The organism is Bradyrhizobium sp. BRP23 (genome assembly GCF_020194135.1).
GTDB lineage: Bacteria > Pseudomonadota > Alphaproteobacteria > Rhizobiales > Xanthobacteraceae > Bradyrhizobium > Bradyrhizobium yuanmingense.
In genome coordinates, this window is the sequence record NZ_JADYVW010000024.1 from 21,455 (window position 1) to 43,387 (window position 21,933).

Annotated in this window: 21 protein-coding genes; 7 read left to right on the top strand and 14 right to left on the bottom strand. The window is 65.9% G+C overall.

The genetic code is table 11. The annotated features are described in order from the left end of the window. Positions 1-70 precede the first annotated feature (70 nt). Complete coding sequence (locus tag I6F24_RS35250) at positions 71-226, bottom strand: DUF3096 domain-containing protein (RefSeq protein ID WP_008562090.1); 156 nt, start codon at positions 224-226, stop codon at positions 71-73. A gap of 223 nt (positions 227-449) precedes the next feature. Between I6F24_RS35250 and I6F24_RS35255 the strand changes: the two genes are divergently transcribed. Beyond that, on the top strand, positions 450-803 hold the full coding sequence (locus tag I6F24_RS35255; protein ID WP_036006381.1) for a DUF1236 domain-containing protein: 354 nt from the start codon (positions 450-452) through the stop codon (positions 801-803). Between the two features lie 275 nt (positions 804-1,078). Here I6F24_RS35255 and glyS read toward each other — a convergent pair whose 3' ends face one another. From glyS to I6F24_RS35285, 6 genes are all read right to left on the bottom strand, one after another. After that, positions 1,079-3,178: a glycine--tRNA ligase subunit beta gene (glyS, locus tag I6F24_RS35260; RefSeq protein ID WP_225150263.1), complete on the bottom strand. Its 2,100-nt coding sequence runs from the start codon at positions 3,176-3,178 to the stop codon at positions 1,079-1,081. Further along, complete coding sequence (locus tag I6F24_RS35265) at positions 3,178-4,116, bottom strand: glycine--tRNA ligase subunit alpha (RefSeq protein WP_225150261.1); 939 nt, start codon at positions 4,114-4,116, stop codon at positions 3,178-3,180. Before I6F24_RS35265 ends, glyS begins: the two co-directional genes overlap by 1 nt. Before the next feature lie 214 nt (positions 4,117-4,330). Then, positions 4,331-4,522 carry a hypothetical protein gene (locus tag I6F24_RS35270; protein WP_225150259.1) on the bottom strand — a complete coding sequence of 64 codons (192 nt, stop codon included), beginning with the start codon at positions 4,520-4,522 and terminating at the stop codon, positions 4,331-4,333. Positions 4,523-4,626: 104 nt separating this feature from the next. Then, positions 4,627-5,535 carry a S49 family peptidase gene (locus I6F24_RS35275; RefSeq protein WP_057026307.1) on the bottom strand — a complete coding sequence of 303 codons (909 nt, stop codon included), beginning with the start codon at positions 5,533-5,535 and terminating at the stop codon, positions 4,627-4,629. 216 nt (positions 5,536-5,751) lie between these two features. Beyond that, positions 5,752-6,516 (bottom strand): methyltransferase, encoded by a 765-nt coding sequence (locus I6F24_RS35280; RefSeq protein ID WP_036006371.1) that lies wholly within the window; start codon positions 6,514-6,516, stop codon positions 5,752-5,754. Beyond that, complete coding sequence (locus tag I6F24_RS35285; protein ID WP_008562067.1) at positions 6,509-6,736, bottom strand: DUF2007 domain-containing protein; 228 nt, start codon at positions 6,734-6,736, stop codon at positions 6,509-6,511. Before I6F24_RS35285 ends, I6F24_RS35280 begins: the two co-directional genes overlap by 8 nt. Positions 6,737-6,869: 133 nt before the next feature. On the opposite strand from I6F24_RS35285, the gene I6F24_RS35290 reads away from it, so the two are divergent. From I6F24_RS35290 to I6F24_RS35310, 5 genes are all read left to right on the top strand, one after another. Beyond that, the gene (locus I6F24_RS35290; RefSeq protein WP_036006386.1) at positions 6,870-7,877 is read left to right on the top strand and encodes a polyprenyl synthetase family protein; all 1,008 of its coding nucleotides are present in this window, start codon (positions 6,870-6,872) and stop codon (positions 7,875-7,877) included. Between the two features lie 383 nt (positions 7,878-8,260). Next, positions 8,261-8,776 (top strand): helix-turn-helix domain-containing protein, encoded by a 516-nt coding sequence (locus I6F24_RS35295; protein WP_225150257.1) that lies wholly within the window; start codon positions 8,261-8,263, stop codon positions 8,774-8,776. Between the two features lies 1 nt (position 8,777). Continuing rightward, on the top strand, positions 8,778-10,040 hold the full coding sequence (gene fabF / locus I6F24_RS35300; RefSeq protein WP_225150246.1) for a beta-ketoacyl-ACP synthase II: 1,263 nt from the start codon (positions 8,778-8,780) through the stop codon (positions 10,038-10,040). A gap of 44 nt (positions 10,041-10,084) precedes the next feature. After that, positions 10,085-10,717: a LysE family translocator gene (locus I6F24_RS35305; protein WP_057026303.1), complete on the top strand. Its 633-nt coding sequence runs from the start codon at positions 10,085-10,087 to the stop codon at positions 10,715-10,717. After that, the gene (locus I6F24_RS35310) at positions 10,710-11,585 is read left to right on the top strand and encodes an alpha/beta hydrolase (RefSeq protein WP_225150244.1); all 876 of its coding nucleotides are present in this window, start codon (positions 10,710-10,712) and stop codon (positions 11,583-11,585) included. The genes I6F24_RS35305 and I6F24_RS35310 overlap by 8 nt, the downstream gene beginning before the upstream one ends. On the opposite strand, the gene I6F24_RS35315 is transcribed toward I6F24_RS35310, so the two are convergent. From I6F24_RS35315 to I6F24_RS35325, 3 genes are all read right to left on the bottom strand, one after another. Further along, positions 11,582-12,466, bottom strand: a complete 885-nt coding sequence (locus I6F24_RS35315; RefSeq protein WP_225136609.1) for a 4-(cytidine 5'-diphospho)-2-C-methyl-D-erythritol kinase — start codon at positions 12,464-12,466, stop codon at positions 11,582-11,584. The two genes, I6F24_RS35310 and I6F24_RS35315, sit on opposite strands and share 4 nt — an antisense overlap. Positions 12,467-12,550: 84 nt before the next feature. Then, on the bottom strand, positions 12,551-14,347 hold the full coding sequence (locus I6F24_RS35320) for a tetratricopeptide repeat protein (RefSeq protein ID WP_036024894.1): 1,797 nt from the start codon (positions 14,345-14,347) through the stop codon (positions 12,551-12,553). Positions 14,348-14,634: 287 nt separating this feature from the next. Further along, entirely contained in the window at positions 14,635-16,296 is a 1,662-nt protein-coding gene (locus I6F24_RS35325; RefSeq protein ID WP_036024892.1) for an electron transfer flavoprotein-ubiquinone oxidoreductase, read from the bottom strand. 236 nt (positions 16,297-16,532) lie between these two features. On the opposite strand from I6F24_RS35325, the gene I6F24_RS35330 reads away from it, so the two are divergent. Further along, positions 16,533-17,348, top strand: a complete 816-nt coding sequence (locus tag I6F24_RS35330) for a uracil-DNA glycosylase (protein WP_225141528.1) — start codon at positions 16,533-16,535, stop codon at positions 17,346-17,348. A gap of 122 nt (positions 17,349-17,470) precedes the next feature. On the opposite strand, the gene I6F24_RS35335 is transcribed toward I6F24_RS35330, so the two are convergent. The 4 genes from I6F24_RS35335 to I6F24_RS35350 all read right to left on the bottom strand — a co-directional run bounded on the left by I6F24_RS35335 (position 17,471) and on the right by I6F24_RS35350 (position 21,758). Then, entirely contained in the window at positions 17,471-18,979 is a 1,509-nt protein-coding gene (locus I6F24_RS35335) for a glycosyltransferase family 39 protein (protein WP_225150242.1), read from the bottom strand. A 206-nt stretch (positions 18,980-19,185) separates the two neighbouring features. Further along, positions 19,186-20,037 (bottom strand): ribonuclease HII, encoded by an 852-nt coding sequence (locus I6F24_RS35340; RefSeq protein ID WP_225150240.1) that lies wholly within the window; start codon positions 20,035-20,037, stop codon positions 19,186-19,188. A gap of 77 nt (positions 20,038-20,114) precedes the next feature. Continuing rightward, complete coding sequence (locus I6F24_RS35345) at positions 20,115-20,570, bottom strand: VOC family protein (RefSeq protein WP_036024884.1); 456 nt, start codon at positions 20,568-20,570, stop codon at positions 20,115-20,117. Positions 20,571-20,594: 24 nt separating this feature from the next. Beyond that, on the bottom strand, positions 20,595-21,758 hold the full coding sequence (locus I6F24_RS35350; RefSeq protein WP_225150238.1) for a PA0069 family radical SAM protein: 1,164 nt from the start codon (positions 21,756-21,758) through the stop codon (positions 20,595-20,597). Between the last annotated feature and the right edge of the window lie 175 nt (positions 21,759-21,933).

The window sequence follows — 21,933 nt, forward strand, 5'->3', positions numbered from 1 at the left end:
TGGGAAATCGCGGGCCTTACACCACTTTGGGCGGGCCCGCGCAAGACGGACAGTTCCGAAAAGTGAACGCCTAGAAGCGGAGCCACTTCAGGAGCCCGAGCCCGATCGCGCCGTTGACGATGAGGAAGATCGCGACGATGAGGTTGAGAAGCCGCGGCATGATCAGGATGAGCACGCCCGCAATCAACGACAGGATCGGCGAAATGTGGGCGACGGTGATGTGCATGAACTATCTTTCTGTGAGGTGAGGCGAATCGCGCGCGGATCATAACCGGATGGGTTCCGGGAGTAGAGATGCGCAAGGGCTGCTGCGAGTTCCGGCCTCACGAAAACTGCCCGAAATTGCCGCGAATGCGGCATGCCTTTTGCCGGAACATTGGCTTGAGGCACGCATTGGCAACCGGTCGCGCCGCTCGCGCGCCCGCAGAATCACGTCGAAGGAGTTGTCCATGCGGAACAGGATTTTTGCTCTCGCAGCGCTCGCGGCCGCAACCGGCGCGCCCCTTGCGGCGCAGGCGCAAAGCGATGTCACGATTGGACGCGCGCCCGCCATGGTCGACGGCGCGCCGACGATTGCCGTCGAACAACGGCCAGCCTTCCGCGAATATGTCGTTGAACAACGTGTGCCGCCCTTCCGCATTCCGGATCGCGTGGTGGTCGGCACCACCTTACCCGAGGCAGGCGTCACTTATTATGACGTGCCGCAACGTTTCGGCGCCACGACCTATCGCTACACCGTCGTGAACGGCGAAACCGTGCTGGTCGAGCCGCGCTCGCGCCGCATCGTCGAGGTGCTGGACTAAAAACGCAGCCGCTCCATTCGATGTCCGGCGCGTCACATCAGGCTGGCGCGAGCAGTGTTAAATCGGACATCAGGCCCCGCCCGGTCCTCCCCCCGCCGGGCGGGGCTTCTTTGGGCAAGGCACATCAGCAGCCGTGATTCCGGGACACGCCGGAGGCGTGGGCTATGGTGCGCAATTGCGCACCTGAGAATCCATACTCACGATCGTGGTTATGGATTCCGGGCTCGCGCTACGCGCGCCCCGGAATGACAGCGGTGTTTGCCGCAAACCGCGCCTCAATCCTGGATCTTCGAGAAGTCCGCTACCGCGCGCGTGGCGCTGCGGATCTCGTTGAGGAGCTTCAGGCGGTTCTCGCGTACCTTGGGATCGTCGTCATTGACGCGCACCTTGTCGAAGAAGGCATCGACCGGCGGACGCAGCTTTGCCATCGCACTCATCGCGGCGGCGAAGTCTTCCTTGGCCACCGCAGCGCTGGCTTCCGCCTTCACCTCACCGATCGCCTTGGCCAGCGCCTTCTCCTCAGCGAGGCTGTAGAGCGCAGCATCCGGCGCGCCGTCGAAGCTGCGCTTGTCCTTCTTCTCCTCGATGCTGAGGATGTTGCTGGCGCGCTTGGTGCCGGCGAGCAGGTTCTTGCCGTCGTCAGAGTCGAGGAATTTTCCGAGCGCCTCGACGCGGCGGACGATCATCAGGAGATCGTCCTGGCCGCCGAGCGCGAACACGGCATCGACGAGATCGTGGCGCGCGCCCTGCTCGCGGAGTTGGACCTTGAGGCGATCGGCGAAGAAGGCGAGCAGATCGCTCGGAAGCTTCGAGGCATCGGCCGGCTTCACCGACAAGCCGGCGAGCGCTGATCCCGCCACCTTTATGAGCGACAGACGCAGCGCGTTCTCGGCGATCAGCCTGATCACGCCCAGCGCCGCACGACGCAGCGCATAGGGGTCCTTGCTGCCCGTCGGCTTCTCGTCGATCGCCCAGAACCCAACCAGGGTATCGATCTTGTCCGCGAGCGCCACCACGACGCTGACCGGATCGGTCGGAACGCGATCAGCAGGCCCTTGCGGCTTGTAGTGCTCCTCGCAGGCCCCGGCGACGGAGGCGTCTTCGCCCTGAGCCAGCGCATAGTATTTGCCCATCAGGCCCTGCACTTCCGGGAATTCGCCGACGACTTCCGTCAGCAGATCTGCCTTTGCCAGATGCGCCGCGCGCGTCGCCTTGGCGACATCGGCGCCGACCAGCGGCGCGATCTCGGCGGCCAGGCGCTCGATGCGCTTGATGCGTTCCGCCTGCGTCCCGAGCTTCTCGTGAAACACGATCTGATCGAACTTCGGCAGCCGGCCCTCGAGCTTGGTCTTGAGGTCGGTCTCGTAGAAGAACTTCGCATCCGACAGCCGCGCGCGGATCACGCGCTCGTTGCCGGCAATGATGGTTTTGCCACCGTCGGTCGCCTCGATATTGGCGACCAGGATGAACTTGCTCGCGAGCTTGCCCGTCTTGGGGTCGCGCACCACAAAACACTTCTGGTTGTTGCGGATGGTGGCGCGGATGACTTCGTCGGGCGTCTTCAAGAACTCCGGCTCGAACGAGCCCATCAGCACGACCGGCCATTCGACGAGGCCGGCGACCTCGTCGAGCAGATTCTGGTCCTCGACCAGCTCAAAACCTTGCGCGAAGGCCAGCTGCTTGGCGTCGGTGAGGATGGCGTCCTTGCGGCGCTCGGGGTCGAGCACGACTTTTGCTGCAAGAAGCTTAGCCTCGTAGTCCTCGAAGCGGCGCACGGAGATCGGCGCCGGCGCAAGGAAGCGATGACCGTAAGTGGTCTGGCCGCTCTCGATGCCGTCGACCTCGAATTTCACGACATCGGGCTCTTCGGTCTCGGGGCCGAAGGTCGCGGTGATCGCGTGCAGCGGACGCACCCAGTTCAGCGAGCCGGGCTTGCCCGAGCGCGCGCCCCAGCGCATCGATTTGGGCCAGGGGAAGGTGCGGATGATGACAGGCAGGATCTCGGCGAGCACGTCGATCGCGTCGCGGCCGGGCTTCTCGATCAAGCCGATGTAGAAATCACCCTTGGGGTCGCGCTGGATCTTGGCTTCGTCCAGTGACTTCAAACCGGTTGCCTTGAGGAAGCCCTGCACGGCCGCATCGGGCGCGCCGACTTTCGGGCCGCGGCGCTCGGTCTTCAGATCCGGCTGGCGCGCAGGGATGCCGTGCACGGTGAGCGCAAGGCGGCGCGGCGTCGCGAAGGCTTTTGCGCCCTCGTAGACCAGGCCCTCGGCAACCAGCTTGTCGGTGACCATGCGGCGCAGATCGTCCGCCGCCTTCGCCTGCATGCGCGCGGGAATTTCTTCGGAAAACAGTTCAAGCAAAAGATCGGGCATCAGGCCGCTCCGCCCGCTTCAGTGTGGATCCAGGCCTCGCCACACGCTTTTGCCAGCTCGCGCACGCGCAGAATGTAGCTCTGCCGCTCGGTCACGGAGATCACGCCGCGGGCATCGAGCAGGTTGAAGACGTGGCTCGCCTTGATGCACTGGTCATAGGCCGGCAGCGCCATCAGATGCTGTTTCCGGTTGCCGCCGTCGCGCCAGCCCGCGTCGAGATATTTTTTGCAGGCCGCTTCCGCCATCCTGAACTGCTCGAACAGCATCGCGGTGTCGGCATATTCGAAATTGTGCCGCGAATATTCCTGCTCGGCCTGCAGGAACACGTCGCCATAGGTGACCTTCTGGTCACCGTCGCGCCCATTGAAATTGAGGTCGTAGACGCGGTCGACGCCCTGCACATACATCGCGAGGCGCTCGAGGCCGTAGGTGAGCTCGCCCGCGACCGGCGCGCATTCGAAGCCGGCGACCTGCTGAAAGTAAGTGAACTGGCTGACTTCCATGCCGTCGCACCAGCACTCCCAACCGAGGCCCCAGGCGCCGAGCGTCGGACTCTCCCAATCGTCCTCGACGAAGCGGATGTCGTGCACGGCGGAATCGATGCCGATCGCGGCGAGCGACTTCAGGTACAGCTCCTGAAGGTTCGGCGGCGACGGCTTCATGATCACCTGGAACTGGTAATAGTGCTGCATCCGGTTCGGGTTCTCGCCGTAACGGCCGTCCTTGGGCCGGCGCGAGGGCTGCACATAGGCCGCGTTCCACGGCTTTGGCCCGAGCGCGCGCAGCGTGGTCGCCGGATGGAAGGTGCCCGCGCCCATTTCCATGTCGTAGGGCTGCAGGATCACGCAGCCCTGCTCGGCCCAGAACCGCTGGAGCGCGAGGATGAAGCCCTGGAACGAGCGTTCCGGGTGCATATGGGCGGGCAATGAGGCGTCCATCGTCAGATCGGGCTCTCGCGGGGGGTTTTGAATCGCGCGGGACCGTATCGACGGCGGGGATGGGAATCAAGGCGAAGGGGTTGGATTCGGGCGTCATTCCGGGGCGCCCGCAGGGCGAGCCCGGAATCCATTGCGCCGCTCACTCCGTGGTTCGGATGGATTCCGGGTTCTCGCTTCGCGAGCCCCCGGAATGACGAACGCGTGGAGGTGTGCCCTAACCCGGCCGGTAAGCTCCGGTCACGGGGTCACGCTTCAGCGTCTGGATATCCCCCATACGGGCGGCGTCGGCGACGCGCGACAGGCGCATCTCCTCAAGCTCCTGGTTGATCCGGATGGCGGTCTTGTAGGCCCAGCGGACCACGGCAAGCCCGCCCAGGACGCCCGCGAAAGCGACGAACGGCGGCATCGGTCGATCCTCGTCTCATGCTCAGCCCCCACACGCATTGTTGCGCAGATGGACCTGCGCCGCAATCGGCGCCGCCCGGGCGAAATGGCGCGGGAGCGCGAGACCTAGAACCCGAATTTCGCCCAAATCGCCCGCGTCTCGACCGCCGAGATCAGCTCGTCCGGCAGCCCGGCCATTGATTCCAAGGCCGAAAGCTGCCCCGCGCCGGGCGATTTCCGGCCCAAAAGGCCGGAGAGCAGCCCGGTCGGCTGCGCGATCACGGGGGTGAGAACCTTCTCACCATAACGGGCACGAAGAGTTGAGCGGAGATCGCCGATGCTGTCGGCGAGCCCCAGCGCGATCGCGCTGTCCCCTGCCCAGTATTCGCCCGTGAACAGCGTGTCGTCCGCTCCCTTCAGCCGGGCGCCGCGGCTTTCCTTGACCAGCGCGATGAAGATCTGGTGGATCTCGCGCTGGATCGCCTTCAGCCTCATGACGTCGTCCGGGTTTTCCGGAAGAAACGGGTCGAGCATCGCCTTGTGCTCGCCCGAGGTGTAGAGGCGCCGCTCGATGCCGAGCCGCCTGATCGCCTCCTGAAAACCGAAACTGCCGCCGACCACGCCGATCGAGCCGAGGATCGAGGAGGGATCGCAGATGATCTCGTCACCCGCGCAGGCGATCATGTAACCACCGGAGGCCGCAACGTCCTCGACGAACACGAGCACCGGCAGCTTCTTCTCCGCGGCGAGCTGCTTGATGCGCAAGTAGATCTGGCGCGATTGCACCGGCGAGCCGCCGGGCGAGTTGATCACCAGCGCCACGGCCTTGGCGTGCCGATAGGAAAACGCGCGCTCGAGCACCCGCGCGACGCCGGCAAGCGTCAGGCCCGGACGCAGCGGCGTCACCGCACCGATCACACCGGACAGCCGCACCACCGGCACGACCGCCGTGCCGGGACGAAAGCGCGCCGGCAGATATTGCATGAGCTTGTCGGCCAGGCCGGAACTCTCACGATCGTTCAATTGTTCGGCCATGGCCTTACCTCTGATTAACCATTTCTTATCACGCGAGTGTCATTGAAAGTGCCAGGAACGTGTTTTGCAGAATCCGCGTTGGGAAGCTGCAATAGGCAGCGGAAGGAAACGCCATGAAGATCTATCTGCTGTTGCTGCTGATCGGTGCGCTTTTCACGGCGCTTCACTTTACGTCGCCGCAAGAGCAGCAGACGGAATCGCTTCCGCAATAAGCCGTCACGGCCTCGCCAGCGGCAACGCCGCCCTCCCCTCCAGAATATCCTTCACCTCTTTCTTCGGCACGTTTGACTCCTCGTTGAGCATGAGGCCCGGCAGCAATTGCGTCGGTGCCCGGCCGCCTTTGACTGCGCGCACCAGCACCCGGATGGCAGGCTTTCCCGCTTCGCCATGAACCGGCAGGATCGCGAGGCTGCCGAAGCCGCGTGACAGCGCTGCCACGACGTCGCCAATTCCGTCCGCGCGCCAGATCAGGGTCAGCACGCCGCTCGATCGGAGAATGCGCCGGGCTGCATGCACCCACGCATGCAGCGTCTCCTCCCTCGCCACATGCGCGGTGTGGCGCGCCTGATCCGGCGAGCCGCGATGGCGTGCGGGGTCGTTGAAGGGCGGGTTCATCAATACGGCGTCGGAACCGTCGGGCAGAAGTCCGTTCGCTGCAAACGCCTGCGCGTCGGCGGTGACGTCGAGCACGATGACCTCGGCAGGAATCGCGTTCGCGGCGGCGTTGGCCCGCGCGAGCTGCGCCAGTTCCGGATCGATCTCGACCAGGCTGAGCCTGATCCCCGCGACGCGCCGCGCCAGCGCAAGGCCCGCCGTGCCGACGCCGGCGCCAAGCTCGACCACGCGGTCACCCGCCTTAGCGTCGGTCGCTGCTGCCAGCAGGATGGCGTCGTGCCCGGCGCGGTGGCCTGACCGCTTCTGCATCAAGCGCAACTGCCCGCCGAGAAACGCGTCCTCGGTAATATCCGCGGCCTCAATCATCGCCGCGCAGTTCGTGGCTGAGGCCTGCCTCGGTGAGGAGCGCCCTGGCTTCCTCGGCGTCGTCCTCATGAACCAGGATCCGCCGCGGCAGAATGCCGAGAGACCCCTCGATGATGCTCATGTTCTGGTCCAGCACCAGATGATGGATGTTGGCGCCGTCGAGCAGCGCGCCAATCGCCGACACCAGCACCATATCGTTGGTCCGAACCAGTTCACGCAAAACGGAGGTCTCCTGCCTGAAAGTGGCTAACGCGGCAAATGTCAATGGTTCCGCGGCCCTTGCCGCATCCGCCGCCAGTTTCTATTGTATTTCCATCAGAATAGCCCTTCCGGGGCAAATATTGGAGACCGGCGTGGCCGTCATCGTACCTTTCGAAACCCCCGGCGCGTCGATCGAAGAGCTGGTTGCCCTTGTCGCTCCCGATATGGAGCGCGTCAATGCCACGATCCTGTCGCGGACGGGCTCCGACGTGACCATGATCCCTGAAGTGGCCAACCACTTGATCTCCTCGGGCGGCAAGCGCCTGCGCCCGATGCTGACGCTCGCCATGGCCAACCTCGCCGGCTACACCGGTGACGGCCACATCAAGTTAGCTGCCAGCGTCGAGTTCATGCACACCGCCACCCTGCTCCACGACGACGTGGTCGACGAGAGCGAGATGCGCCGCGGCAAGCTGTCGGCGCGCATGCTCTGGGGCAACGAGGCAAGCGTGCTGGTCGGCGACTTCCTGCTCGGCCAGGCCTTCCGCATGATGGTCGAGGTCGGCTCGCTGCGCGCGCTCGACATCCTCTCCGCGGCGGCCGCCACCATCGCCGAGGGCGAGGTGATGCAGCTCGCCGCCGCCAAGAACACCGCGACCACCGAGGACGAATATCTCGCCGTGATCCGCGGCAAGACCGCCGAATTGTTCGCCGCCGCCTGCGAGGTCGGCCCCGTGATCGCGAACCGCCCGAAGGCGGAGCAGACTGCCTGCCGCTCGGTCGGCATGAATCTCGGCATCGCCTTCCAGCTCGTCGACGACGTGCTCGATTATGGCGGCAAGAGCGCCAAGCTCGGCAAGAACACCGGCGACGATTTCCGCGAAGGCAAGATCACGCTGCCCGTCGTGCTCGCCTTCCGCCGCGGCAACGACACCGAGCGCGCCTTCTGGATCCGGGCGCTCGAGCGCGGCGAGATCGGCGATTCCGATCTCGATCACGCCATCGGCCTGATGAACAAGCACCGCGCGCTCGAGGACACGCTGATCCGCGCCCAGCACTACGGCGCCATGGCCGTGGATGCGCTGGCGCTGTTCCCGCCCTCGCCGATGAAGAGCGCGCTGGAGCAGGTCGTGGCGTTCTGCTTGGCAAGATCGCATTAGGCGACTGACGCTCACGCTTTGCGCGCTCCCTGCACCCGTCATTGCGAGCGTAGCGAAGCAATCCAGAATCCCGCCGCGGAAACAGTCTGGATTGCCTCGCTGCGTTCGCAATGACGGAGTACGCCGCGACGGCACCGCTTGCTCTCGTGTCCCGGACGCGCTGCAGCGTGAAACGCTGCTGCGCAGAGCCGGGACCCATGCGACATCCGCAATCATGATCAATATGGGTCCCGGCTCTGCAGCGCACCGCTAGGGGGCGCGGCGCTGCGTCCGGGGCACGAGAGCGCGCTTCATCTCACCAGCAGAATCCAGCCTCACTCGCTCCACATGGCTCCCCGCGCTGTCACTTGCATTTTGCAAGTTACTGACCTACCTTGCCCGCCATGCAGCCCAAATCCCCTTCGATCCTGGAATGCCCGGTCGGCCGCGCGGTGGAGACGGTCGGCGAATGGTGGAGCATCCTGATTCTGCGCGATGCATTTCAGGGTGCGACGAAGTTCGACGAGTTCTCGCAAGGCCTCGGCATTGCGCCGAACATCCTGTCGCGGCGGCTGGCGCATCTGACCGAAAGCGGCATGTTCGTGCGTCGCCGCTATCAGGAGCGCCCGCCGCGCTACGAATATGTGCTGACGGACAAGGCGCGGGATTTCTTCCCCGTGATCGCTACGCTGCTCGCCTGGGGCAACAAGCATCTGGCGCCGAAAGGCGAATCCATCCTGCTGGCGAACCGGAGCGACATCCGCCCGCTCGAGCCGATTGTGGTCGATGCCGCCGACAAGCGCCCGATCACGCTCGCCAATGCGGTCGTCGTCGCAGGTCCCCGCGCCAGCCGCGGCATGCGCGCACGGCTTGCTTCGCTCAAGGCCATGAACCCGGCCGTCGCGCCGGCTGGAGACTGACATGCGTCGTATCGTCGTGACGGGAATGGGCGCGGTGTCGCCGCTTGGCTGCGGCGTCGAATTGACGTGGCGGCGGCTGCTCGCCGGGCAAAGCGGGCTGCGCCCGTTGCCGGAATGGGCAGAGGCGCTGCCGGCGCGCATTGCAGGCCTCGTGCCCGATAAGACCGATGATGCCGAAGGCGGTTTTGATCCGGCGCAGGCTGCCGCGCCCAAGGATCAGCGCAAGATGGACCGCTTCATCCTGTTCGCGCTGCTCGCGACGGCAGAAGCCGTCGCGCAAGCCAAATGGACACCGCAGGATGCTGGCGCGCTCGAGCGCACCGCGACGATCATCGCCTCTGGCGTCGGCGGCTTTCCCGCCATGGCGGAGGCGGTGCGCATCACCGCGCAACGCGGCGCGCGCCGGCTGTCGCCGTTCACGATCCCCTCGTTCCTCGCCAATCTTGCCGCCGGCCACGTCTCGATCAAGTACGGCTACAAGGGCGCGCTGGGCACGCCTGTCACGGCCTGCGCGGCCGGCGTGCAGGCGATCGGCGATGCAGCGCGCATGATCCGATCAGGCGAAGCTGACGTTGCGATCTGCGGCGGCGCGGAAGCCTGCATCGACATCGTCAGCCTCGGCGGCTTTGCGGCGGCGCGCGCCCTGTCGAGCGGCTTCAACGAGGAGCCCCCGCGCGCCTCGCGCCCGTTCGACCGCAACCGCGACGGCTTTGTCATGGGCGAAGGCGCCGGCATCCTGGTGATCGAGGCGCTGGAGCATGCGCAGGCGCGCGGCGCGACGCCGATCGCCGAGATCGTCGGCTACGGCACGACTGCGGACGCCTATCACATGACATCAGGACCGCCGGATGGAGACGGTGCCCGCCGCGCCATGGAGATCGCGCTCCGGCAGGCCAAGCTTGCGCCCGCGGATGTGCAGCACCTGAACGCGCATGCGACCTCGACACCGGCCGGCGACGAAAGCGAGCTCGGCGCCATCGGCGCGCTGTTCGGCCGCAACCGCGGTATTGCCGTGAGCGCGACCAAATCGGCCACGGGTCACCTGCTCGGCGCCGCCGGCGGGCTGGAAGCGGTTTTCACCGTGCTCGCGTTGCGCGACCAGATCGCGCCGCCCACGCTCAATCTCGAAAACCCCGATGCGGGCGCTGAAGGCATCGATATTGTCGCAGGTAGCGCGCGGCCGATGCCGATGCAGCATGCCATCTCCAACGGGTTCGGCTTCGGCGGGGTCAATGCCAGCGTGATCCTGCGCCGGCTGGGATAAGCGAGAGGCCTTGCAATCGCCACCCGCTCCGCTACGAAAACGGCATGATCGAAACGAATTTCTGGCTGTTCCTGGCCGCAGCTCTCCTCATTGCCGCCGTTCCCGGCCCTGGCATTTTCTACGTCGCGGCGCGAACCTTGTCGGAGGGGCGTGGCAGCGGCTTCGCCTCGACCGCGGGCACGGCGCTGGGCGGACTGGTTCATGTGGTCGCGGGCAGCCTCGGCATCTCCGCCATCATCCTGGCCAGCGCGGAGCTGTTTGCCGCCGTGAAGTTCGTCGGCGCGCTCTATCTGGTCTGGCTCGGCATCAAGACGTTTCGCAGCGCCGGCAACAACCTGTCGCTCGGGAGCGAGCCGATCGGCGACAAGCGCGCGTTTCGCGACGGCGTGCTGGTCGAAGCGCTCAATCCGAAGACCGCGGCCTTCTTCCTCGCCTTCATTCCACAGTTTCTCGATCCGTCGGACTCGAACCCGACGCTGCAATTCATTCTGCTGGGTGCGATCTCCGTGGCCCTGAACACGCTCGCCGATGTCGTGGTGGTGCTGATGGCCTCCGCGACGCGCGCGCAGCTGACCGGACGGCCGCTTCTGATGCGTCGCCTCACGCAGGGCTCCGGCGTCTTCATCGCGGGCCTCGGCCTCTCGCTCGCCCTGGCGCGGCGGCCGGCCAATGGCTAGCGCCCCGCAAAGCCGCTTCTATGAATCGCACGGCCTGCGGCTGCACTACGCCGACTGGGGCAACGAGGGTGCACCGGTCGCCATCCTGGTGCACGGCGGCCGCGATCATTGCCGCAGCTGGGATCACATCGCGCGCTCGCTGCAACCGCATTTTCGCGTCGTTGCGCCCGATCTCCGTGGTCACGGCGATTCCGACTGGACGAAAGGCGGCAGCTACGCGCTGACAGAATACGTGTACGATCTCGCGCAGCTGGTTCGCACCTTAGCCACGTCTCAGGTCACCCTGATCGGCCATTCGATGGGCGGCATGGTGAGCCTGATTTTTTCGGGCGCATTCCCCGAACAGGTCACGAGGCTCGTCGTCCTCGACGGCGTGACCATGTTGCCGGACACACCGAAGCCGCCGGCGCATGAGCGCATCGGCAGATGGGTTGGCCAGCTCGACAAGCTCCACGACCGCACCCCGCGCCGCTATCCGAGCCTCGAGGACGCGGCCGCGCAGATGGTGCTTCACAACAAGCGCCTGTCACGGGACCTCGCGCTGCATCTCGCCAGGCATGGCGCGCGGCAGAACGAGGACGGCAGCTACAGCTGGAAATTCGATCCCTATCAGCGCGCCTCCGCGCCACATCGGCTCTGGCCCGACGATCACATCGAGCTGTGGTCGCGGATCACGTGCCCGACGCTGCTGCTCAATGCCGGCGAAAGCTTTCTAGCGGGCGCTCGCTCCGCCGGCCTGGAGCGATACTTCCAGAATGGGCGCGTTAAGACTGTCGCCGGAGCGGGACACTGGCTGCAGCACGACAAGCCGCAGGAGGTGTTGGGTGAGATCCGGCGGTTTCTCGAGCTCAACGAGGACGAAGGCTAGCTCAACGTGCCCGCATGCACCCACCAGCCGGGGTGATCGCGCCGGATCGTTTCGGCCGCGGCATGTGCCTCCTCAGATGCGCCGTAGATCGCAAAGCACGTCGCGCCCGAGCCGGACATGCGGGCGAGCTTGACGCCGGCGGAATCGCGCAAGGCGTCCAGCACCTCGCCGATCACAGGCTCGATCCGCAGCGCGGGCGCTTCGAGATCGTTGGCGACGGTCTCGAGAACCTCGACCCAATCGGAAATCGAGGCGCCTTCGCCGGGCCAGGCCGGTGCGCGGATGACGTCGGTGACGCCGACCAGGAGCTCGCCGTTGCGCAGGCCCAGCGCCTGGAACACGTCCTTGGTGGCAACAGGCATGCGCGGATTGACCATGACGCAAGGCATGCTCGGCAGCGCGAGCGGCAGCAGCTGCTCGCCGACGCCGGTCATGTCGCAGGCGCGCGAGAGGAGGCACACCGGCACGTCGGCGCCGGTTGCGAGCGCGACCTTCTGAATGCGGGGATCATCGAGCGACAGATCGTTGAGACGCGCCAAGAGCCGCAGCGCGGCCGCGGCATCCGCCGAGCCGCCGCCGATGCCGGCTGCAACGGGGAGCACCTTGTCGAGCGCGAAGGCGCCCAGCTGCAGGCCAGGGATCGCCTCGGCAAGGAGCTTGGCGGCCTTGAGCACGAGATTGTCGGCTGTGTCGCCGCAGGCGGCAGCCAGCGGCCCAGTCGTGGTGAGCTTCAGCTCCCCGCCCGGCTCCAAAGTGAGCCGGTCGGCGCAGTCGGCAAACGCGACCACGCTTTCGAGATCATGATAACCATCGGCACGACGGCCGACGACGCGAAGGCTCAAATTGACCTTCGCCCGTCCCTCTTCAATCAACGCCGACATTGGCGATCAGCCCCCAAGACTCACTTGTTTGCGCATGATCTGATCGGAAAACCGCTCCACACTTTTCCGGATCATGCGCCTAGCTTAGCCGCCCTTGCCGTCGTCCTTCTTCTTTTCGGCCTGCGCCGCAGAAGAGTTCGAATTGTCGTCGGGAAGGCCGTTGGCGATCTTGGCCTCGATCTTCGGCAGCTCTTCCGGCTCGGGCTTGAGATCGCGCGCATGCGACCACTGGAATTTTGCCTCCAGCGTGCGGCCGACGCGCCAATAGGCGTCGCCGAGGTGGTCGTTGATGGTCGGATCCTCGGGCTTGAGATCGATCGCGCGTTCGAGGTTCTTCACTGCCTCCTCGAAATTGCCGATGCGGTAATAGGCCCAGCCGAGGGAATCGACGATGTAGCCGTCGTCGGGACGCTGCTCGACGGCCCGCTTGATCATCTTCATGCCTTCGTCGAGATTCACGCCCTGGTCGATCCAGGAATAGCCGAGATAGTTGAGGACGTGCGGCTGATCGGGCTGCAGCTCCAGCGCCTTCTTCATGTCGGCCTCGGCCTTGGCCCATTGCTTGGAGCGCTCCTGGCAGATGCCGCGATAATAGTACCAGACGCTGTTGGCCTTGTCGTTGCCGGGCGGCAGCACCTCGATGCCTCGTGAATAGGTCGCGCCGCAATCGCCGAACCGCTTGCGGCCGCGCTCGATGTTGCCGAGCGCCATGATGGCTTCGAGGTCCTTGGGATCCTCCGAGGTGACGCCCTTGAGGATCTTAATCGCCTCGTCGGTGCGGTCGGCGGAATCGAGATCGATGGCGAGCTGAATCTGCGCGTTGCGCTTGAGCGGCGAGTTGGCGGGGACGCGCTCGTAGACCTTGATCGCCATCTTCGGCCGCTTGACTGATTCGTAGAGATCGGCGAGCGACAGCAGTGCCAGCGGATGCGTCGGCTGCAGGTAGAGCGAGAGCTGGAGATAGACCAGCGCCAGATCCTCGCCACCGCGGCGGGTCAGCGTCGCGCCGATGCCGTAGAGCGCTTCGGCGGCGCCGGCCTGCGCGGAATCGACCAGCGGCGGCATCTTCTTGCCGGCCTTGGTCTCGCGCAGGCCTTCCTGGATCAGCGGATGGCGTGCCAGCTTCTTGTCAAAGGCCTGGTAGATATTGGTCGCCGCGGCGGAATCCTTGTTGCGCGACAGCCAGCGCGCATAGGCCTCGGTCACGCGCAGCATGGAATCGTCGAGCTTGTAGGCGCGCTCGAAGCGCGTGCCGGCGTCCTTCTCCTTGCCGGAGAGCTCCAGGATCATGCCGGTGTGGAGATCCTTGAACAGCGGATACCATTCCGGACCTGTCAGCTTGTCGATGGTGGCGACACCACCTTTGGCATCGCCCGCACCATAGGCGGCCCAGCCCGACAGCAGCGTGGCGACGAGATCGGTGATCGGACCACGGATCGACTGGTTGATGTTGGTCTGCGCCGCGACGTACTTCTTCAGCTTGAGATCGTGCACGCCGACGACGAGACGGGCGACGCGGTTGGTCTTGTCGATGGTGAGGATGCGCTCGGCGAGCTTGACCGCCTCCTCGATGTCGCCGTCGGCGACCGACGAGATGAAGGCACGGTCGAGCAGCTCGTTGTTCTTGGGATCGGTGCGGAGCGCCGAACGGTAGAATGCGGCGGCCGAGGTCGCGTCGCGCTCAACGCTAGCATGGCGGGCGGCGAGATAGCTGCCGGCGCCGGTGAGCGACTTCAGATCGTTTCGCGTCGGAAATTGCGCCGCCGTGTTTTCCGGATGATCCGGCGTCTGCGCCAGGACCGCGCCGGGGACCGTCGCGATCGCGGTGCCCATGAGGGCGATGGCGGCAGCAGTCCAGCGGTTGAAACGATTTGAAAACATCAGGGCTCGCCTTGAGTTGGGTGGTGCCTGGGTTTGCAGCAGAAGACCGTATCGCAAGCGAACGCGGCCGGTGACATCCGGGCCCGGAACCGTCAGGCCGACAATGCCGCTTTTGGCGCTTCGCCGCAAGGATTCGGACCCGGGAAGATCCCCTCCGCACGCCCAAACCGGCCCATTGAAACCGCGCCAGCGCCCCAAGACGCCGCCACTATGGCCTTATCGTGGCCGCGGCGGGTCGCCGCAGCCCCGTCCTCACGGGAACGTGCGCCTGGTCACCTGCGATGTCCTCACATCGCCTCGTAGTTCGGGCCGCCGCCGCCCTCCGGGGGAACCCAGGTGATGTTGCCGTTGGGATCCTTCACGTCGCAGGTCTTGCAGTGGACGCAGTTCTGGGCGTTGATCTGGAAGCGCGGGCCGGAGCCCTCCTCGATCCATTCATAGACGCCAGCCGGGCAATAGCGGTTCGAGGGGCCGGCATAGACGTCGTGCTCGGACGTCTTCTGGAGGTTCATGTCCGTGACCTTCAGATGGATCGGCTGGTCCTCCTCGTGATTGGTGTTGGACAAAAACACCGAGGACAGCTTGTCGAACGTGATCTTGCCGTCGGGCTTCGGGTAGTTCCTGGGCGCGTGGCTCTTGGCCGAATCGAGCGTGGCGCGGTCGGGCTTGACGTGCGACTGCGTGCCAAACAGTGAGGCGCCGAACAGCGTATTGCACCACATGTCGAAGCCGCCCAGCGCGACGCCGAGCACGGTGCCGAACTTCGACCACAATGGCTTGACGTTGCGGACCAGGAACAGGTCCTTGCCGACCGATGAGGAACGCCAGGCGTTCTCGTATTCGACGAGCTCGTCATTGGCGCGGTCGGCGGCGAGCGCGGCCGCAACATGTTCGGCAGCCAGCATGCCGGTGCCCATCGCATTGTGCACGCCCTTGATGCGCGGCACGTTGACGAAGCCGGCCGCGCAGCCGATCAGCGCGCCGCCGGGGAAGCTCAGCTTCGGCACCGACTGATAGCCGCCCTCGGTGATCGCGCGCGCGCCGTAGGCGAGCCGCTTGGCGCCGTCGAAGGTGCCGCGGATCGAGGGATGGGTCTTGAAGCGCTGGAATTCGTCGAATGGGGACAGATAGGGATCGTCGTAGTTCAGATGCACGACGAAGCCGACGGCGACGAGATTGTCGTCGTAGTGATAAAGGAACGAGCCGCCACCGGTCTTGAGGTCAAGCGGCCAGCCGAATGAATGCTGGATCAAGCCCTTCTGGTGCTTGGCGGGATCGATCTGCCAGACCTCCTTGAGGCCGATGCCGAACTTCGGCGGCTCGCTCTTGGCGTCGAGCGCGAACTTGTTGATGAGCTGCTTGGTCAGGCTGCCGCGGGCGCCTTCGGCGAACAGCGTGTACTTGCCGAGCAATTCCATGCCGCGGGTGAAGGAATCCTTCGGCTTGCCGTCGCGGCCGATGCCCATGTCGCCGGTGGCGATGCCCTTGACCTTGCCCTCCTCGTCATAGAGCACCTCGGCCGCCGCAAAGCCCGGATAGATCTCGACGCCGAGCGCCTCGGCCTTGCGCGCCAGCCAGCGGCAGACATTGCCGAGCGAGCCGATGTAGCAGTGATGATTGTTCATCAGCGGCGGCATCATGAAATTCGGCAGCTTGATCGCGCCGCCGCCGGTCATCCAGTAGAAGCGGTCGTCCTTGACCTGCGTCTTCAGCGGGCAGTCGGCATCCTCGCGCCAGTCCGGGATCAGCTTGTCGAGGCCCGCGGGATCGATCACGGCGCCCGAGAGGATGTGCGCACCAACCTCGGAGCCCTTCTCCACCACGACGACGTTGAGCTCGGCGTTGAGCTGCTTGAGCCGGATCGCGGCCGACAGACCCGACGGGCCGGCGCCGACGATGACGACGTCGAATTCCATGGATTCGCGCGGGGGAAGTTCTTCGGTGCTCATCTGATCTCAGCCCTTGAGACGGTCCTTGGTCGTTTGCGCCCTCTTGTTTCCGATTTTTCCGGGTAGGACAACCTCGGAATCGCGTTCCGCGGGATGCAAGGCCGCCCAAACGGGACCACCCCCGGTTCTGGTACGCCAGAACCGGGAGGTCCCGATCATTTCTTAACGCGTTTTCTTCACGCGAACCGGTGTCCACCTCGCTTGAAAACGCTATGCTATAAAAGTCATTCTTTCCCATGATCCCCGAACCCGCACCCACCGTCCGAGAGCTGCTCGCCTTCTATCTGGAGGCCGGTGTCGACTGCGCGCTCGCGGAGGAACCGATAGACCGCCTGGCGGAAATCGATGCGCCGCCACCCAGCCCGCGCGCGGCCCCGCCAGCCGAAGCGCCGCGGCCGGTCGCCGCGCCCGCGGTCATGCGCGGCGAAGCCGCGCCTGCACCGGACGTCGCCATCGCCTCGGCACGCGAGGCTGCACGCACCGCGCCGACCCTGGAGGCGCTGCGCGAGCTGATGCAGAATTTCGAGGGCTGCGCGTTGAAGCACACCGCGACGCGGCTGGTGTTTGCCGATGGCAACCCGCAGGCGCGCATCATGTTCGTCGGCGAGGCGCCGGGCCGCGACGAGGACATCGAGGGACTGCCTTTCGTCGGGCGCAGCGGCAAGCTGCTCGATCTGATGATCGGAGCCATCGGCCTCAACCGCACCACCGCCTACATCGCCAACGTCATTCCCTGGCGGCCGCCCGGCAACCGCACGCCGACGCCGCAGGAGACGCAAATCTGCCTGCCCTTCATCCAGCGCCAGATCGAGCTGGTGAACCCCGACGTGCTGGTGACGCTCGGCAATCCTTCGACGCAGACGCTGCTGTCGACGCGCGAAGGCATCATGCGCACGCGCGGGCGCTGGTTCGACTACGACACCGGCCAGCGCGTGATCCGCGCGCTGCCGACGTTTCACCCGGCCTATCTCTTGCGCTCGCCGGCCTACAAGCGGCTGGCCTGGCAGGATCTGCGGGCGATTGCGAAGGCGCTGGCGCAGGGCGCCGTGTAACGACGCCCACGCCGTCATTCCGGGGCTCGCGAAGCGAGAGCCCGGAATCCATCGAGCGGCAGAGTTGGTGGATGAATGGATTCCGAGCTCGCGGCTTCGCCGCGCCCCGGAATGACACCGACCTACGTCCCCTTCGGCCGCACGATGGCCCAGCCGATGCGCAACAGCTGCTGGCGGCCGGTCACCAGCCATTCGAAGGCGCGCGGGACTTCCGGCACGATGCCGGGAAAGCGCTTGAGGATCTCCGGCGGCGGCGTGCCCGCGGTATCGGAGGCGCGCCAGACCACGACGCCGCCGGTCTCGCTGAACTTGGTCTGGCTCATCCACGGCGTCCGCGCGGGGGCGGCGTCGATGAACAAATGCGGCCGGCCGGAATGCAGCGCGATCAGGCTAGCGAGCTGGGTCTCGCCGGCGACGGCGCGCAGGCGATGGTTGGTGCGGCGGGCGAAGCTCTCGTCGAAGAAGTCCGAGATCGCGCGCGCCGGCATCGAGGTCGCAATTTCGCTAGTGCCCGTCCAGGGCAGGAACAGGACGGCAAGCACCACGCCGGCGGCGGGCGCGGCAACGGCGGCGGCCCAGACGATGCGCAGCATGCGCGCGCGGCGCATCGCGATGAGATCGCCGGCCGCGACGACCACGGCGAGCCCCGTCATGATCAGCACGACGCCGGGGCCGCCGACGACGGAATCGAGCCCCAGCAGGCCGGAGATCAGCACTGCGCCGAGCGGCAGAGCGAACGCGAAGAAATAGACGAAGTTGCGCGCGAGCGGCTCGACCGGCGGGCGGTAGATGATCGGCGGCTCCTCGCCCTTGCCGGCGAACATTCCGGTGTTGAGAAAGGTCAGCGCCGGGATCGCCGCCGCCCCGAGCACGAGGCCGCCGAGCAGCCAGACCGCATGCAGCGCGCGGTCGTTGAGCTCGGCGACTGGCGGCAAGGCCGGCAGCGCCAGCGTCTCGGCCCGCATCAGAAAGACCGCATAGGGCAGCGCCAGCACGGCGACGACGATTAGCGCGAACAGCGGATCGAGCCCGCGCAGCGTCCGGCGGCCGCCGCCGGTCGTAACCGCGAAGACAACGATCAGCAGCAGCAGGAAGATCGCGGCGGGCGTCGTCAGCAGCAGGAGGCCGGCTTCGATCGACCAGGCGAACCAGGCATTACCGCGGCGCTGGCCGATGATCTGCCAGGAGTGCAGCAGCAAGAGCGCCCAGAGCGGCCGTGCCAGGATCAGCGGACCGAAGTCCAGCGCGGACGAGGAGAAGGCCAGCACCGTCATGGTCAGGAGCACGGCGAGCACCGCCTGCTGCGAGCCGACCACGGCACGGGAGAGATGATAGAGCGCGATGAAGGTCGCGATCTCGCAGAGCTGGGCGAGCACATAGACGCCGAGCATGTGGCCGCCGGCGGCGCGATAGGCGATGTCGGCGAGCCAGATGGCAAGCGGCGGGCCGAGATCGGTGCCGACCTGGTATTCCCTGCCGAAGGCCAGAAGGGTCGCGAGAGTGCCGGGCGGGCTGCGGTAGAACACCAGCGCCACGAACAGCCACATCGCAGCCTGCAGCAGCACCGCAATCCAAACGATCAGCCGCGGCCGGGCGCGAATGAGCTCGATGACCAGGGAGGTAAACCGCATGCAACGTCCGAAGGTGCAGCCAACCCGTCCAGCCGGCCCTATTCGCTCACGTCTGTTTTGATAAAGGGCGTCACGGGTTGTGGCAACCGCCGCAGTTCGTCATGCCCGGGCTTGTCCCGGGCATCCACGTTCTTCGTGCCGCTGGTAAGACGTGGGTGGCCGGGTCAAGCCCGGCCATGACGGATGGGAAAGCTGTAGGAGGATCGCTAGAGATTTACGGAAGCGTCGATCTCGACTCTCGCCTCCACCTCGACCTCAGTCACCGAGAACAGGTCGTGCACCGGCTCGACGGTCCAGGGCATGTGCTTGGCGCGGGCGGCGGCGACGGGAGCGAAGAAGCTGCGGTGGTGGATGGAAGGGCCGAGGCGATCAAGCGCGTCGAGATGCTCTGGCACGGCGTAGCCCTTGTGCTGCTCGAAGCCGTAGCCCGGGCAGTCCTGCGCCAGCGCGCACATCAGCCGGTCCCGGGTGACCTTGGCGACGATGGAGGCCGCGGCGATCGACAGCACGATACCGTCGCCGCCGATCACGGCCTCGCAGTCGCATGCGGTGTCGAGCCGGTCGCGGCCGTCGACGAAGACGTGCCTGGGCGCCTCGGGCAGGGCCACCACGGCGCGCTTCAGCGCCCACAGCGAGGCGCGCAGGATGTTGTCGCGGTCGATTCGCGCCGGCGAGGCGACGGCGACCGAGACCTGCGCGGTGGCGCAGATCTTGTCGAACAGCTTTTCGCGCTCCTCGGCGGTCAGGCGCTTGGAATCGTCGATGCCGCGGGGAATCCGGTCGGGATCGAGAATCACCGCGGCGGCCACCACGGGGCCTGCGAGCGGGCCGCGGCCAGCCTCGTCGCAGCCCGCGACCGGCCAGACGCCGCGCTTGATCAGCACGCGCTCGCGGCGGAAGCTGGGGGCAGCAACGGCAATGATGCCTTTCCTACCGGCAGGAACCTTCGCAGCATCGGCCGCAGATATCTTTGCCCCCTTGGCGGGCACAGCCTTCGGCGGGGCCTTTTTCTTCGGCGCGGCTTTGGCTGGGGTCTTGGCGGAGGGGTCCCGAATCATGGCCGGGATCGTGCGCCAGGGGGCTTCGCCAGCGCAACCGGGAACCCAGGATATTCCCGTTATTCAGGCCAGCCGCCCTACTCCGCCAGATGCACCCGCCGGTCCTCGCCCACCTCGATGCCGGGTGCGACCACGACTTCCCAGACATGTGCATCGGGATCGGCAAAATAGCCGCAATAGCCGCCGTAATCGGTCGCGTGCGCCGCCTTCAGCAAGGTGGCCCCCTTCTCGACGGCGAATGCCAGCACCTCGTCGACCTCCTCGCGGGTCACGCAATTCCAGGCAAGCGTCATGCCGCGAAAGGTCGTGGGCCTCGGCTGGTCCTCCAAGGACGCGTCCGCCGCGAGCCGATCCCAGTGATAAAGCGCTAGCACCGGACCGCCGGTGTCGTAGAACGCAACCGCCTCGCCGGTCTCCTTCAGCCGGCGCGAGAAACCGAGCGCGTCGTAGAAGGCGATGCTGGCGCGGATGTCGTTCACACCGAGCGTGATGACGGTCAGCCGCGGCACCGGCACGGTGAGTTCCTTGAGCATGCGACACCTCTTGCACGTGTCCGCTCAAAACAGGCTGAGCTGATCACCGTTCCGCTTCGGCCGCGCAAAGTGATCAATGGTCAGCTTGGAGCGCCGCTTGTTGAGGCCGAGTCGCTCGCAGGCGATCTCGAAGCGGCGGCCGATGGTCCAGGCCATCGGTCCGGTGCCCTTCATCCGCTCGCCCCATTTGGCGTCGTAGTCGCGCCCGCCGCGCATGTCTCGGATCAGGGTGAAGACGTGGCGATAGCGGTCCGGATAGTTCGCCATCAGCCATTCGCGGAAGAGATCGCGCACCTCCAGCGGCAGCCGCAGCAGCACATAGGCGGCTTCCTTGACCCCGGCATGGGCGGCGGCATCGAGGATGCGCTCGATCTCGGAATCGTTCAGTGCGGGGATCACGGGCGCGACCATTACCGTGGTGGGAATGCCGGCGTCCGAGAGCTGCTTCAGCGCCTCCAGCCGTTTCGGCGGCGTCGCGGCCCGCGGCTCCATGGTGCGCGCCAGCTTCGGATCGAGCGAGGTGACCGAGATCGCGACCTTGGTGAGGTTGCGCTTGGCCATCCGCTGGAGAATGTCGATGTCGCGCAGCACCAGCGCCGACTTGGTGACGATGCCGACGGGATGCCCTGCGCGCTCCAGCACTTCCAAAATGCCGCGCATGATTTTGCGCTCGCGCTCGATCGGCTGGTAGGGATCGGTGTTGGTGCCGATCGCGATCATCCGCGGCTCGTAGCCGGGAGCCGCAAGCTCCTTCTCGAGCAGCGAAGGCGCCTCGGGCTTCACGAACAGTTTTGACTCGAAGTCGAGCCCCGGCGACAGGCCGAGATAGGCGTGGGTCGGCCGCGCGAAGCAATAGACGCAGCCGTGCTCGCAGCCGCGATAGGGATTGATCGAGCGGTCGAAACCGATGTCGGGGGAATCGTTGCGGGTGATCACCTTGCGCGAGGTGTCGACGGCGACACTCGTCTTGAACGGCGGCAGCTCGTCCAGGCTCTGCCAGCCGTCGTCGAAAGCGACCCGCGCCTCGGCCTCGTAACGGCCGCTGGCGTTGGACTGCGCGCCCCGCCCTCGCCGTCGCGCGCGGTCGATGGCGACGCCAAGCTCGGGGAAATCTGAAGGCGCACCCGCCGGCTCGGAGGGCGCCGTGACCGGCGGGTGCTTGAGAGCATGAGAGGATGCTGGACTCATGCAGCCAAGATAGCACGACATAGGAACAAATCAAGAACACAAACCAAAAACGTGAAAACAACCCCATGCACAGTAGAGCTGCCCAAACTTCGCGCGCCTGCCTTTGACCTCACGCAACACGGCCGTCACGACCATCCCGTTTCATGCCCGACGGATCGATCGCCCCGGAACCGGG